This window comes from Chryseobacterium gotjawalense (genome assembly GCF_030012525.1).
GTDB lineage: Bacteria > Bacteroidota > Bacteroidia > Flavobacteriales > Weeksellaceae > Kaistella > Kaistella gotjawalense.
Genome location: NZ_CP124855.1, coordinates 819,822 through 834,876, shown reverse-complemented (window position 1 = coordinate 834,876; position 15,055 = coordinate 819,822). Strand labels below are relative to the sequence as shown.

Here is a 15,055-nt window from a genome sequence, read left to right as displayed (position 1 = left end):
TTTCAGTTTCATTTCCCAATTAGGGTTTTAATTCATTTTTATATTTTGCAAAACACAGCTTTGCGAAGTCTCAAAAATGAAAACACGGAAACACCAAGCCTAAAAAATGCCACCGTGAAATCACCCAAAATTAACAGCAGTCTTGACTTTCTGATAATTTTCGGGTAACTTAGCCAAACTTATCGGCGAGTCTTCGCTTTGAAAGTACACTTTCAGACAAAGTCCTCTTTGTAAGTTTGCCGGCGAAATCATTCTATTTCGCTTTCACGGATGACATTTTTCTCCTTTAAAATCCAATCCAGTTTCCACGTTATAAAACCCGCTTTTGGGGAATAAAATTGCCGATAACGTTTTCGGGCTTGGCGAAGGTGGCGATTTTCACCACTAATGTTAATGCGGAGAACCAAACTTTGATTAACCACAAATGTGTCTTCGGAGCACTGAACCGCCACTTTTGCCAAACCCGTGTTAGCGGCTGCTTTTTTATCTTGTCGGTTCCCACACATAGTTTCCACTTTTGTCAATGTAGCCACGTTTAAACTCTTCATATTTTTTACCAGTTGTTACTGATGCAAGTCCGTTTTTAAAACTTTCAGCAAGCGTAAAAGTCGGGTTAATAGTCATAGCTCCTGTCTTGTCAACGTAGCCATAAGTTTTGCCCTTGCCATTTGGTTTCACAACAGCAAGTCCCTCTGAAAAATGCTGACCAAGATAAAAGTCGCAAGGGATTACGAGTTGTCCATTAGCATTGATGTAGCCGTATCCGTTGTCATAAACTGCACACATTCCGTCTGAAAAATGAATGTCTGCACCAGTAAATAAAGGTGGTATAATAATCTCATTTTCTTTATTGATAAAAGCATAGAGGTCTTTTCTGTTTGCTTTGCCGTCTATCTTTTTTGGTGCAACGGCTGCTTTGCCTTCTGAAAACTCTCTTGTGTATTTGTAAGTTGGTGGGATAATAAAATTGCCGTTGATGTCAATGAAGCCCCAGTCTCCATTGTCCGAACAGTTTATTAGTCCTTCGCTATACTTTGAAACCAAAAAATTTCTGCCGTTTAGTTTGATAGCACCAAACTTGTCAATAAAGCAACCTGTTGAAACGACTTCTTGCATGACAAGAGCATATCCGTTTTCAAAGCCCCAGCAACGATAAAACTTTGGTTCAATAACGAAGTTTCCTGCTGTGTCTATGTAACCGTATTTGTCGCCCGTTGTGGCGTATGCCATGCCTTCTGAAAATTCTGATACTGTGTCAAACTTGGGTTGAACTTTAATGTTTCCTTTAGTGTCAATGAAACCAACTTTGTCCCCAACAAAAATTCTTGCAAGTCCCTCCGAGAAAGAAGAAACACCGTCAAACACCAAGTCAATTACCACTTGTCCCTTGTCGTTAATGAAACCCGACTTACCGTCTTTTGTTACTTGAAATAAATTTTCGTTCATGTTTATGCTGTGTCGTCAGTAAAGTTGCCGCTAACGTTTTGCGTATTGGCGATGGTGCGGCTTAAAATACCGCCTTTTTCTATTAAAAATTAAATTTCGAAACATCTAAAATAGTTAAACTTGCGATTCCTCCGCACTATTGCCAATACGCTGTTAGCAGGCGTTTCTTATTGTCGAGAAGTGTTCTTTTCGATTTGTTTTAGGATTTCGCAGATTTTATTAATACCGTTTTCAAAATCGTATGTACTTACCATTCGATTTTCAATTGTGGAAATCGCTTGCATATTTTTTTCCGTGTTAGTTTCATTGTTTGCAAGAAACAAAGTTATAATTCTTAATTCTTCCCAAATGACTTTTTGCATATCCTCATCTTTCGAAGGAACAAGTGGATACTTTCTTTTCAAATTAATTAATTTTTATCGTTAAGTTATTATAATATCAACTATCTTTTTTTTAGTGTCTTTTAATAAAGCATTACATAAATTTGACGTATAAAAAAAGTGCTATCCCAAAAATTATAGATATAATTGAAGTAATATTTAACTTTCTAATAGAATATATTTTCATCTGTCCCATTATAAAAAATGCTAATAGAGATGATGACTTTGCAATAACAATATTAAGTGGTATTAAAAAATACCATTTCCAAGGTAATAATTCTTGCAGTGGAAAATAAGACAAAACAAATCCGCTTAAAACTGCTAAAAAATAAATAGGTAGTTTTGTGAATGGATTGTTATCAGAAATTATAGTGCCGACGCCAATTCCATTTTCTCTGCAATAATCACCAAAGGCGCCATCTTTATTATATTGTTTAAACCTTTCATAGCGCCTCACATTGTCTGTAAATAAGCCCAAGGGATAGTGGAGGGTTAAAAATGAAATTGACAATAAAATTATTTCCATATTTATATTAATTATGTATTATTAAAATTTTTATCTCTGAATTTAATAAGATATTTTTAAAAAATTATTATTTAAATAGAATTCTCTATAAATTTAAAATTTCATAGAATTATTTGTAAGTATTCAAATGTTTTTTAACTACCGTGCTTTTTTCTTAATCGTTATCTATTGTGGTCAAAATAACAAATGGAATGTGTAATGCTAAAATTACAATAGAAAAAATGATTGTTAATATGGTCGACCAAAAGCCATAATGTGGAATAAACCACAATAACACAATTAAAACTATTGAAAAGATGGATGTAAAAATAATAGTTATAATTGTTTTTGTTTTATTATTAGGGAATTTTAGATTGACTATCGAAGCCAAATATGATATTCCTGTGATTGCGCTCCCAATAACAAATCCTCCGAAACTTATTAATAAAAATATAATTACTATATTCCAAAACCAATGAGTTCGTATTAAATATATCTGTAGATGCAGATAACTAACAAAAAGAAATTTTACAATTAAAAAACTAATTACTAATAAAACTACTAAAAGCAAGATTGAATAAATCGCATTTGAAAAATAAAGTTTTGTTTTTGTCATAAACTGTTAATTTTGTAAATTATCTTGAAATGTCTGCTAACGTTTTGCGTATTGGCGATGGTGCGGCTTTAACGCGGAAACTTTTTTATTATAAATTAATCTTCGAAACATCTGAGATGGTTAAACTTGCGATTCCTCCGCACTATTGCCAATACGATGTTAGCAGAAGGTGTTTTTATTCGGGATTTATTTTTTCGTAATATTCAGAAATTATTTTCCGCTTTTTATCCTCATCGTACATTTTTGAATTTATTATATTCATTAAAACACTCGCTCCGATTGGACTATATCCAACTTTGATAGTTGCTTTATTAATTAACATTGCCATTAATCCTGAAGCATACATATCGGGCATTTTATTATTTTTTTGATAATCTTCTGCAAATTCGAGATATTCAGGATTGTTTAATTCATTATTGATTATATCTACATCCTTTTTTGTCTTAACTCTTTTTAATTTCAACAATTCGTTCATATATGTCAATGAATAAAATGTTTGTCCATATTTATCATTATTGTGAAGAGTGTCCAATTTGTAATTCTGCATCTCACTTTTTTTAAGTTGCGATATTTGTTTTAAAAATGTAATTTTCTTTGGCGTTCTCTTATAAATCCAAATATTAAACCTTTCGTCTGGATAAGGATTTGTGGTTAATGGAATTGTATCAAGTCTTTCCACCTTTAGAGCAAAAAATTCCTTTCCTAGATCCTGATTTTCCCATATTTTATAATGATTTCGTTTAAAATCTAATTTGGGATTATTTTTCACAGAAAATGTTGTAAAATTATAAAGCGTGTCATTAGATTGCTTATAAACGTGCATTTCGTCAACTCCTACAAAATAATAAGGTTCATCTATAAATTTTTGGGACTTTAAAGATCCGTAAAATATCAATAAAAATAGTACAGGTAAAAATTTCATTTATAAACGATATGTGGTTTTACACTTTCTGCTAACGGTTGGGTATTTCTGTTGGCGGGGATTATTATAACTGGTTTTTGTAAATATAACAAAATGAACAACTAGCGAAAATCTTTATGATGTAAACTTCGACCCCGCTAATAGAAATACCATGTTAGCTGACGTATTACTTGGGATTTCATCTTTCATTCCATTTTCTAATTGAATCTAGTTTGGTTTTGCTTACTTCTTGTGATAGTTTTTGTTTAAGCACTGAAAAATAATTTTTTTTATCTTCATTTTCGAGAAGTAAATAAACTTGTTCCCTTGGAGCTAAAAAGTTACCTTGTGAGTAATAATTTGATTTATTAACAATTTCAGTAATTAATTCTTTCGATTCATTTGATTTATATCTAGTTAACGCTTTTGTATATAATTCTAATTCGAAAAAAATGTCATCAGCTCTAAATTTTTGATCTTTAATTTTTTTGTCAAAATAATCTGTCAATATATCAAAATATTGTTCTTTTGGTGAATTTGCAATAAACTCTATTCCTGAATTAAAATAGGTTGGCTCATCATAGACCGATTTTTTAATAAAATCTTTTATGATAATTACATCCTCAGGTTTATTATAGTTTGAAAAGTAATTAATTATTGCGTGATTATGAAAATACGGTTTCGAAGTTGTGTCTAAAATTTCCTTTCTTAAAATTGAATAATATTTTGGGTCCGGATTATTCTTGTTTTTGTCAAGATACATTGCCAAATAACCATACAAATGTCTTTTGTTATTTATATCTAAAATTATTTTGTCTAAAATTTCATTTAATTGCTCTTCAGTAAATATACTTTGTTTTAATATTGCATAAAATAACATTGCTTGGGAAACCGTCATTTCTTCCAAGGTGTCGTAACTTGTTGCGATTGTTGAAATTTTTTTATTATCAATATTTCTCAAAAACACAGAATAAGCATCATCTGGATATTTATTTACTAAAATTTGAAAAAAATATAAGGCAATTTCTGGATTTTTATTAGATGAAAGTTCAATTATCTGCTTTTTGGAAAAACTACTTATTACTTTTTCATTGAATTTTTTTTCAAAAATTGAATTATTGGATTTTTCAATTTTTTCCAAAATTTGAGTTTGACTCTTGTCATAACCACAAGAAATAAAAATGAAAAGACAAAATAAAATTTGGATAACGATTTTCATAATATGTCAGCTAACGTCCTGCAGCTTTGCGAAGTTGCGACTGGACCCAGCTTGGCCTTAGCGTCGCAATTTTGCAAAACTGCTTGTTATCGGAAGTTTTGTTTATTATTCACTCCCCTAAAGTACAAAACTTTTTCAGTTTCATTTCCCAATTAGGGTTTTAATTCATTTTTATATTTTGCAAAACACTGCTTTGCGAAGTCTCAAAAATGAAAACACGGAAACACCAAGCCTAAAAAATGCCACCGTGAAATCACCCAAAATTAACAGCAGTCTTGACTTTCTGATAATTTTCGGGTAACTTAGCCAAACTTATCGGCGAGTCTTCGCTTTGAAAGTACACTTTCAGACAAAGTCCTCTTTGTAAGTTTGCCGGCGAAATCATTCTATTTCGCTTTCACGGATGACATTTTTCTCCTTTAAAATCCAATCCAGTTTCCACGTTATAAAACCCGCTTTTGGGGAATAAAATTGCCGATAACTCTCAAATATACGCAAGTTTATCAAATCTGCAAAATTATTTTTTTTACCGTGAAAACCTCATTGTCAGTACACTATGTTTTTGATAAATTTGTAAATATATAAAATACGCAAGTTTAGTTATTGAAATACGCATGTTGACTATGGAAAATACAAAACCCGTTTTCGATAAAAAATTTTTTGCCCCAGAGGTGGCGCAACACAAAGACAAAAATATCATTTGGATCAGGTTTCCAAAAGATGCTTTGCTTATCGCAATGCTCAAATCTGTTACAAAACCCAGATGGTCGCAAACCCAAAAATCCTGGTATGTCACCGATAATTCCTTTAACCGCGAACTTTTCGGCCTCGACCAAAAAATAGTCGGCAAAGAAGTTTTGCTCAAAATTCATCCCAATAATTTAGAAACCTTTCAGAAATTTCAAAACCAACTCATTTTGAAAGGGTTCAGCCCAAATACTTTGCGGGTATATTCCATAGAATTCGCACAGTTGCTCTACATCATCAAAGCTTTTCGTGTAGAAGAATTAACCAAAGAAAAACTCCAAAGCTATTTCCTATACTGCATCAAAGAACTTCAACTCTCTGAAAACCAAATTCACAGCAGAATAAACGCCGTTAAGTTTTATTTCGAAAAAGTACTGCATCAGGACAAAATGTTTTTCGATATTCCACGGCCGAAAAAACCCGTGCTTCTTCCTAAAGCATTAAATACAACAGAAATCTCTAAAATCATCAACATTACCGAGAACCCGAAACACAAACTCATCCTGCAGCTGTGTTACGGCATGGGACTCCGCGTGAGCGAAATCGTCAATATAAAAATTGAACACATCGATTCCGTTACCATGACCGTACTCATCGACCGCGGAAAAGGAAAAAAAGACCGGATGGTAAATTTGCCACAGTCTGTTTTAGCAGAGCTGCGCTTATACTACAAAGCATTTCGTCCCAAAGAATATCTTTTTGAAGGCCAGTTTGGCGGCAGGTATGCAATAAGAAGCGCACAGGCGGTTTTTAAAGCGGCGATGAACAAAGCAGGAATCAGAAAAACAGTGGGTATTCACAGTTTGCGCCATAGTTACGCAACCCATCTTCTTGAATTTGGAACCGATATTTCCCTCATTCAAAAATTAATGGGGCACCGGGACATTAAAACCACCCTCGGTTACACCCATGTTGCCGATAGAACTGTTTCTGGGGTTCAGTCGCCCTTAGATAAGCTGTGAACGCGCTTTTTACTCCTTTTGTGGGTGCTTTCTGTAGTGGTAGAAAATTTTCGGAGAAGCAAATCATTAAAAATCATCAAACGGACTTTTTATTTGCGGCAGGCTTTTGGTGCTTTCGTGGGGGGTATATTTCGGTCGTCTTACTGCTGCTGTAACCAGGCGTTCACAAATCGGTTCCACTCTCTAATCAATGCGTGGGGTAGCGGTGACGCAGTCGGTGCAAAGTCACCGGCATGCTGATCTGTGCTTTCTTTAACGCCAACTTCCAAACACTTTTTAAACTTTGCCCGCTGTAAGGCTCACATGCTTTCTGTCCCTCGAACAATCAGGTTTTGGGACGAAACGCTTTATAATCTTCCGGAGCAAATCTGAAATCTTACCGGAAAGTGGAGTGGTACGGTCCTTTTTCCCTTTAGCCTGCCGGATGAAAAACGATATTTCTTTTAGAATTGATGTCTCGCAGTTTCAGGTGGAGCAGCTCCCTGCGTCGCAAATTACAACTGTAAATGAGGCAAATCATGGGTTGGTGCTTTATGTTGTGCTGAGCCTCACTTCCTCTTTACACAGAACATTGGACAAAATCCTAGGTCTTTTGCACCTGTAAAATAGATCACTCCAATGGGCTTTTAGCCATATTAACATGTATTCGTTAGTCAGATCATGAGTTCAGGTTATGCTTCTCCATGTTAACTCCCCACTTCCTCCTGATCTCATTCGCTATAACTGCAATATGCCTCCAATATAAGTCCAATAAAACTCCAATAAACTATTGGAGAAACAGTGCTTTTATAATGGTTTTTTATTGTATCTTTATCGAACTTAATACGTTGATGGTCAGTAGTAATAAGGTCTTCTGCTGACGGGCGGTTGATGGTAACCTAATCCCACGGAAATCGGTATGGCAAATTTAAAGAAAAACGGCAACCTGAGCGGTGCCATCGGCAATATTGTTTTTGTAAACGACGGCGACCGCGTGTTCGTACGCTTGAAACCCGACAGCGTGAAGCAGTCGCCCCAAACCAAAGCTGCTGCCAGAGTTTTCGGACTGGTAAGCAGCCGTGAAAAGATGTTCCGCCTTCAGATTCTCCGCATAATGGGAATTCCCGCCCTCCAGTATTTTGCGGCAAGGCACCGCGCCAGGATCAGGAAAACAGTTTCCGGGGATACCGGCGGCAGCTCCGGAACCACTGCCGGCTTCGGGAATCCGCAGGCACTGGCTGGTTTCTCTTTTAACCCGAAAATGGAATGGGAAAGTTGCACCAACTTTTTCCCCGAGGTAGAACGGGTATCCAACGGTGAAATGAAAGTTCACCTGCCCGAACTGAAATGGAAAACCCAGATCATCCCTCCCAAAAACTGCAGTACAGCAGTACTTACGTTCTTTGCAATCACCGCTGACCTCAATAGTCCGTGGGTTCCCCTAAAAGTACTTTCGAAAATAGAAATGGAAATCAGTGCAACCGCTGCGGTTCCCGCAACGGAATGGAGGATTCCGACAGAACCGGCGGAAGAATGGCTGCTCATCGTAGGCTGCGTGAAGTTTGCCGCACCGGATCAACACTCCGTCCCGAAGGAACATTTTTCGGCAGCGTATCTGTGGGCGCAGTGGGGTGTTGGGTAAAGGGATGCCGGAAAAGACCGCTTCATTACTCCGTTTTCCTTTCAGGTGGAAATTCGGTTAGGAAAGCGTCATCATTGCCACGCTGTTTTTTCGCCAAAAACAATGGTTTGCCGGTCCACCAATTCGCACCCATAGAGCTTTTTTCACCGCAGTTCGGAGCTCGCTGTAAAGTCTATGACTTTGAGCCATTTATAAAAAAAAGAACGCCCCAGTTTCCCGGAGCGTTCAAACCACATATCATACTATTGCTAGTAAGATCCTTTTTCCACGAAATGAGCGGCTACCTTTTCGGTAAGTGCCACCACATTTGGCATATTGGTGTATTTGGTAAATCTTCTTAAACCGGAAAGCATCATGCGCTGCTCATCGCCTTCCGCAAAGGATACGATTCCTTCTTTCGCGGCGGTGGTAATCGCTTCCACGGCTTTGTAAAGGTTGAGTCTTGCCATAGCTGCTTGCACAGAGTCGGTGTCGAAATGTTTTTCTGCCCGTAAAACTGCAGATTCTGCCATATAGATTTGGTTCAGGATTTCAGAGGCATTCAATAAAAGATGCTGCTGTTTTTCGATCTCCATCATGTATTTCTGAAGCGCGGCTCCGGCAACCATTAAGAATACTTTCTTCAGGTTGTGAAGGATCGCTCTTTCTTCAGACATATATTCTGAATAATCAGGAACTTCAAATGAGGGGATTCCCATCAGTTCTTTTCCGATCGCCATGGCTGGTTTCAACAGATCCAGTTCGCCTTTCATGGTTTTCTTGATCAGCATTCCTACGGCTAACAAACGGTTGATTTCGTTCGTCCCTTCATAGATTCTGCCAATTCTGGAATCTCTCCAGGCGGCTTCCATTGGAGCGTCTTCCGAGAATCCCATGCCACCGTAAATCTGGATTCCTTCATCGGCGATGTGTTGCGTTAAATCCGAAACGTACACTTTCAGGATGGAACATTCAACCGCATATTCTGCCAAAGCACTCATTTCTGCGTTTTCGGGTGACATTCCGCCAGCAACCAATTCTTCGATTTTATCTTCTACATTTTTTGCCGCTCTGTACGCGCCGGATTCAGAAACAAATATTCCTGTGGACATTTCTGCAATTTTCTTACGGATCGCACCGAAAGTTGAAATAGACACACCGAACTGTTTTCTTTCATTCGCATAATTAATGGCAAGCGACGTGATTCTTCTTTGTCCGTCGACGTTTGCAGCCGCTAATTTGATACGTCCCGCATTCAAAGCATTTAATGCGATTTTGAAACCGTTGTTTCTTTCGCCCAAAAGATTTCCTACTGGAATTTTCATATCATTAAAGAAAACCTGTCGGGTAGAAGAGGAGCGGATCCCGAGTTTGTGTTCTTCTTCACCTAAAGTCATGCTGTTGGGATCTTCCAGTTCTGAACGGTTGATCACAAAACCGGTGATGTTTTTGTCGTCTTCAATCCGTGCAAACAAAGTGAAAGTATCTGCAAAACCTGCATTGGAAATCCACATTTTCTGTCCGTTGATGATGTAATGTTTTCCGTCTTCAGAAAGTTTCGCACGCGTTTTTCCGGAGTTGGCATCGGAACCTGCATCGGGCTCTGTCAAACAGTATGCTCCGAATTTTTCACCCGTTGCTAAAGCGGGAAGGTATTTTTGTTTCTGCTCTTCCGTTCCGTAAAGAAGGATAGGAAGCGTCCCGATCCCGGTATGTGCGCCGTACGCTGTTGCCAGAGAACCATTGGCTCCGGAAACGATATCACACGCCAGCATGGTGCTCACGAAGCCCATTCCAAGGCCGCCGTAAGATTCCGGCACCGCGATTCCCAGTGTTCCCAGGTCGCCCAGTTTGCGCATGGTTGCTTCCGTTAAAGCATAATCTTTCTGCTCAAAACGTTCTCTGTTTGGAAGGACTTCTCTTTCCATGAATTCATGAAGGGATTCACGAAGCATTTTTTGTTCGTCGTTCAGTTCTTCAAGACTGAATAATTCTGCTGCAGGAATATCTTTGATGATGAATTCGCCGCCTTTTAATGTTGTTTTTGTATCGCTCATTGCTATTTGTTTTAAATTTTAAATTGGAGATTTTAGATTTTGAGAATAAAGAGAAAAGAATAAAGACTTAATTTCGTTTAATCTCTTCATTCAAATTTTTTATTGTAATGTTTTTTGAAAACCAGAAACCATCTTCTGTAATTCAGTAATTTGATTTTCAATGTTTTCTGAACTTTCTTCGAGAATAAATTTTCTTTTTGTAGAAATAATTATTTGAGTTTGCATTTCATAAAGAGAACCTTGACTGTATTCTAAAAAACGATTAAAGTCTTTATTTGAAGATCGGCTTGAACCTTCTGCAATATTTGAAGGAACAGAAACCGCACATCTTCTTAATTGAGATTTCAAACCAAATTCCTCAGATTTTGGAAAGTTTTCAGTCTCATCATAAACATCAACCGCCAAATTGATTGATAATTTCCAAATATTTAAATTTTTAAAATTATGTTTCATCCTGTAAATCTTTAATTTTTATTCTTTATTCTTTTCTCTTTGTTCTTGTCTCTTTCCTCTTTGTTCTTTCCTCTTTATTCTTTTCTCTTTGTTCTTTGTTCTTTCCTCTTTCTTCTCTTCGTCTACCTAAAGCAGCTCAAATATCGAAGCCGCTCCCTGTCCCGTTCCCACACACATGGAAACCATACCGTATTTCATGTTGCCGCGTTTTTTCATTTCGTCAAGTAACTGAACGGTTAATTTTGTTCCGGTGCAACCCAGAGGGTGTCCGAGGGCGATAGCGCCACCGTTCACGTTTAAGAGATCTGGATTAAGATTCAGTTCTTTTTTCAAAGCCACTGATTGGGAAGCGAAAGCCTCATTCAGTTCAATCAAGTCGATGTCCTTTAAATCTAAACCGGCTTGTTTAAGCGCTTTTGGAATTGCATAGAGTGGTCCCATTCCCATGATTCTTGGTTCTACACCAGCAGCGGCATAGGCAACCAATCTTGCTTCGGGTTCCAAACCTAATTCTTTCACCATTTCTTCACTCATTACAATCACGAAAGCTGCACCGTCACTCATTTGAGAAGAGTTTCCGGCGGTTACAGATCCACCGTTGGCAAAGACGGGACGTAATTTTGCCAAACCTTCCAGACTCGTATCTTTTCTCGGACCTTCGTCAACCGTAAAATCGTATTTCCTGGTTTGCATTTTTTGGTTTTCATCCAAATAATTGTATTCTACCGGAATTGAGACGATCTGATCTTTGAATCTGCCGGTTTCATTGGCTTTCAACGCTTTTTGATGAGATTCAAAAGCAAACTGATCCTGTTCTTCACGGGAGATTTTAAACTGATTCGCCACTTCTTCAGCCGTATAACCCATTCCCCAATAATAATCAGGATTGGATTTTGCAACGTCGGTTTGTGGCACGGGTTTGTAACCTCCCATTGGAATGTAGCTCATCGATTCTGTTCCGCCGGCGATAATACAGTCAGCCATTCCTGCCTGAATTTTAGCAGAAGCAATTGCAATCGCCTCAGATCCTGAAGCGCAATATCTGTTAACCGTCACTCCGGGAACCTGATCGGTGTTTAATCCCATTAAGGAGATTAATCGCGCCACGTTCAACCCTTGTTCAGCTTCCGGCATAGCGTTTCCAACGATTAAATCGTCGATTCTGTTTTTATCGAGTTGTGGAACTGCAGCCATTAATTTTTCAATAACAGTTGCGGCCATGACGTCGGGTCTTGTAAATCTCAAACTTCCTTTTGGTGCTTTACCAACGGCAGTTCTAAATCCTTTTATGATGTATGCTTGTTTCATTTTAGATGATAGATTTTTAGACAAGAGAGTTGAGACTCTTGCCGTGTTAATTATTTTTCTTTACATTTTCTTTGAAAACGTAAATCATTTTTTGAATTTCGTCCAATTTGTTTAAGATTGGTTCATTGAGTTCTTTGGAAATGAAGTTCAATCTTTCAGAAATGATCAGTTGAGTTTGGAGTTCGTAAGAAGAGCCAAATGCAATATTTAAAAATTGATTAAACTGCGGATTCGTATCTCTTCCGGCTCCTTCAGCAATATTGGAAGGAATTGAAACTGCAGATCTCTTTATCTGAAATGACAAACCATATTTTTCATCATTAGGCATTGTTGCCAATGCTTTGTAAACATCAACACATAAATCAATGGAATTGTTCCAGATTTTTAATTTTTTAATATTATGCATAACTGTTGATTTTAAAATATGATATGTTATCTCTTCGTCTAATATCTCTTCGTCTCAAGTCTAATTCCTAAGCGGTTTTCCTTTAGTCAGCATGAACTGAATTCTTTCCAAAGTTTTTCTCTCGCCACATAACTGTAAGAAAGTTTCTCTTTCAAGGTTCAATAAATACTGTTCTGTTACGATGGTTGGTTCAGAGAGATTTCCACCTACCAACACGTTGGCTAATTTGTCAGCAATGAGTTTATCGTGCTCAGAAATATATTTTCCGGTGAGCATCTGATCGGTTCCTACTAAGAACATTCCTAATGCGTCACGACCCAAAACTTTTACTTTTTGCTGGATCGGTTGCGTGTAACCCAGTTCTGCGGTTAGTTTTGCCACTTTTTTGGCTTCAGCGATCTGGCGGTTTTTATTCACCACGACGATATCTTTATGGTTTTCAAGAATTCCCATATCGTATGCTTCGTAAGCCGAAGTCGCCACTTTACCCATCGCGATGTTCATAAACATATCCCGGAGTCGGTTGTTTTTTACATCATCAGCATGGAATTCACGGGAAACTCTCAACGCCATTTCCTTCGTTCCACCGCCGCCGGGAATTACACCAACGCCAGTTTCAACCAGTCCTATATACGTTTCTGCAGCAGCAACCACTTTATCAGCGTGCATTGTCATTTCGCAACCACCGCCTAAAGTCATTCCGTGTGGCGCAACAACAACAGGAATTGAGGAATAACGCACTCTCATCATGGATTTCTGGAAATAAGCGATTGCCATATTCAAATCATCCCAATCCTGATCGATCGCCATCATTAAAATCATGGCTAAATTGGCTCCAACAGAGAAATTGGCACCTTGATTTCCGATCACCAAACCGTCGTAATCTTTTTCAGCCAAATCAATGGCTCTGTTCAAACCATCTAAAACTTCGCCACCCAAAGAGTTCATTTTGGAACGGATCTCAAAGTTGATGATTCCGTCACCCAAATCCTGAATTGCAGAACCTGAATTACTCCAAAGGGTTTTGTTTTTTCTGATATTATCAAGAATGATAAAGGCTTCCTGACCCGGAATATTATTGTAGTTTCCGGAGGTTTTATCGAAGTAAATGCTTTGACCTTCGTCATTTACTTTATAGAAAGATTCTACGGTTTTTACCCAGTCAGAAACTTCGTAACCGGCTTCTTTGGCCAGTTCAATTCCTTTCTGAACACCTACGGCATCCCAGATTTCGAAAGGTCCGTTTTCCCAACCGAAACCTGCGCGCATGGCATCATCGATTTTATACAGCTCATCAGAAATTTCCGGAACTTTATGAGAAACGTAAGCGAACAAAGCGCCTAAAGATTTTCTGTAGAGTTCTCCGGCTTTGTCTTTTCCACCAACTAAAACTTTGAAACGGTCGATCGGTTTATCGATGCTTTTTGTTAATTCCAGAGTAGGGAAGTCCGATTTACCCTGAAGTTCATATTCCATAGTATCTAAATTCAGACCTTTAATTTCAGATTTACCTTCGGCGTTCTTTACTTTTTTGTAGAAACCCTGTTCCGTTTTAGATCCCAACCATTTGTTGTCCATCATCTTCTGAATGTAATCCGGAAGTTTGAAAACATCATTGAAATCGTTGGCTTCCGCTTTGCTTTCCCGAACACCGTTGGCAACCATCACCAAAGTATCCAAACCAACAACATCAGCTGTTCTGAACGTCGCCGATTTCGGACGGCCGATCACCGGACCGGTTAACTTATCGATATCAGAAACATTTAAACCTAGATTTTTAACTTCATGAAGCAAATTCATCATGGAGAAAACCCCGATTCTGTTCGCGATAAATGCGGGAGTATCTTTGGCTAAAACCGTTGTTTTTCCTAAAAACTTCGCCCCATATTCCATATAGAATTTGATGATCTCAGGATCGGTTTCCGGTGTTGGAATAATTTCTAAAAGCGGTAAATATCTAACCGGATTAAAGAAATGCGTTCCTGCGAAATACTTTTTGAAATCATCGCTTCGTCCTTCAATCAGGAAATGAATCGGAATCCCGGACGTATTGGAAGATACCAATGTTCCCGGTTTTCTGTGTTGCTCAATCTTTTCATAAACCGACTTTTTAATGTCGAGTCTTTCAACCACGACTTCAATAATCCAGTCGGTTTTTTTGATCTTTTCTAAATCGTCATCAAAGTTTCCAACGGTAATTCTCTCCGCAAATTTCGGTGAGTATAAAAGTGCCGGACTTGATTTCTGTAATTTCACAAAATTCTCCGTTGCGATTCTGTTCCTTACGGTTTTGTCTTCTTTGGTAAGACCTTTTTTTTGCTCAGCTTCAGTCAGTTCGAAGGGTACAATATCGAGTAAGAGCACTTCTACACCAATATTGGCGAAGTGTGCTGCGATACCGGAACCCATAATTCCTGAACCGAGAACCGTTACGTGTTTAATTCTTCGTTTCATT

The 15,055-nt window shown here is 37.9% G+C and carries 12 protein-coding genes; 2 read left to right on the top strand and 10 right to left on the bottom strand.

Going from position 1 to position 15,055, the window contains the following annotated elements:
* Positions 1-483: 483 nt before the first annotated feature.
* The 5 genes from QGN23_RS03705 to QGN23_RS03685 all read right to left on the bottom strand — a co-directional run bounded on the left by QGN23_RS03705 (position 484) and on the right by QGN23_RS03685 (position 5,067).
* Positions 484-1,446, bottom strand: a complete 963-nt coding sequence (locus tag QGN23_RS03705; RefSeq protein WP_282905686.1) for a WG repeat-containing protein — start codon at positions 1,444-1,446, stop codon at positions 484-486.
* Positions 1,447-1,613: 167 nt separating this feature from the next.
* Positions 1,614-1,850, bottom strand: coding sequence for a hypothetical protein (locus QGN23_RS03700; RefSeq protein ID WP_282905685.1), 237 nt, complete (start codon positions 1,848-1,850; stop codon positions 1,614-1,616).
* 70 nt (positions 1,851-1,920) lie between these two features.
* A complete protein-coding gene (locus QGN23_RS03695) occupies positions 1,921-2,352 on the bottom strand; it encodes a hypothetical protein (protein ID WP_282905684.1) in 432 nt (143 codons plus the stop codon).
* 770 nt (positions 2,353-3,122) lie between these two features.
* Complete coding sequence (locus QGN23_RS03690; RefSeq protein WP_282905683.1) at positions 3,123-3,869, bottom strand: hypothetical protein; 747 nt, start codon at positions 3,867-3,869, stop codon at positions 3,123-3,125.
* A gap of 178 nt (positions 3,870-4,047) precedes the next feature.
* Positions 4,048-5,067 (bottom strand): transcriptional regulator, encoded by a 1,020-nt coding sequence (locus tag QGN23_RS03685; RefSeq protein ID WP_282905682.1) that lies wholly within the window; start codon positions 5,065-5,067, stop codon positions 4,048-4,050.
* A gap of 623 nt (positions 5,068-5,690) precedes the next feature.
* Between QGN23_RS03685 and QGN23_RS03680 the strand changes: the two genes are divergently transcribed.
* Together QGN23_RS03680 and QGN23_RS03675 are read left to right on the top strand one after the other, a co-directional pair.
* Positions 5,691-6,776, top strand: coding sequence for a tyrosine-type recombinase/integrase (locus QGN23_RS03680; protein ID WP_282905681.1), 1,086 nt, complete (start codon positions 5,691-5,693; stop codon positions 6,774-6,776).
* 973 nt (positions 6,777-7,749) lie between these two features.
* On the top strand, positions 7,750-8,397 hold the full coding sequence (locus QGN23_RS03675) for a hypothetical protein (protein ID WP_282905680.1): 648 nt from the start codon (positions 7,750-7,752) through the stop codon (positions 8,395-8,397).
* Positions 8,398-8,645: 248 nt separating this feature from the next.
* Here QGN23_RS03675 and QGN23_RS03670 read toward each other — a convergent pair whose 3' ends face one another.
* The 5 genes from QGN23_RS03670 to QGN23_RS03650 all read right to left on the bottom strand — a co-directional run bounded on the left by QGN23_RS03670 (position 8,646) and on the right by QGN23_RS03650 (position 15,054).
* Positions 8,646-10,433, bottom strand: coding sequence for an acyl-CoA dehydrogenase family protein (locus QGN23_RS03670; RefSeq protein ID WP_282905679.1), 1,788 nt, complete (start codon positions 10,431-10,433; stop codon positions 8,646-8,648).
* Positions 10,434-10,532: 99 nt separating this feature from the next.
* A complete protein-coding gene (locus QGN23_RS03665; RefSeq protein ID WP_282905678.1) occupies positions 10,533-10,886 on the bottom strand; it encodes a four helix bundle protein in 354 nt (117 codons plus the stop codon).
* 126 nt (positions 10,887-11,012) lie between these two features.
* Positions 11,013-12,194 carry an acetyl-CoA C-acyltransferase gene (locus QGN23_RS03660; protein WP_282905677.1) on the bottom strand — a complete coding sequence of 394 codons (1,182 nt, stop codon included), beginning with the start codon at positions 12,192-12,194 and terminating at the stop codon, positions 11,013-11,015.
* Positions 12,195-12,240: 46 nt separating this feature from the next.
* Positions 12,241-12,600 carry a four helix bundle protein gene (locus tag QGN23_RS03655; protein WP_282905676.1) on the bottom strand — a complete coding sequence of 120 codons (360 nt, stop codon included), beginning with the start codon at positions 12,598-12,600 and terminating at the stop codon, positions 12,241-12,243.
* Between the two features lie 60 nt (positions 12,601-12,660).
* Positions 12,661-15,054, bottom strand: coding sequence for a 3-hydroxyacyl-CoA dehydrogenase/enoyl-CoA hydratase family protein (locus tag QGN23_RS03650; protein ID WP_282905675.1), 2,394 nt, complete (start codon positions 15,052-15,054; stop codon positions 12,661-12,663).
* Between the last annotated feature and the right edge of the window lies 1 nt (position 15,055).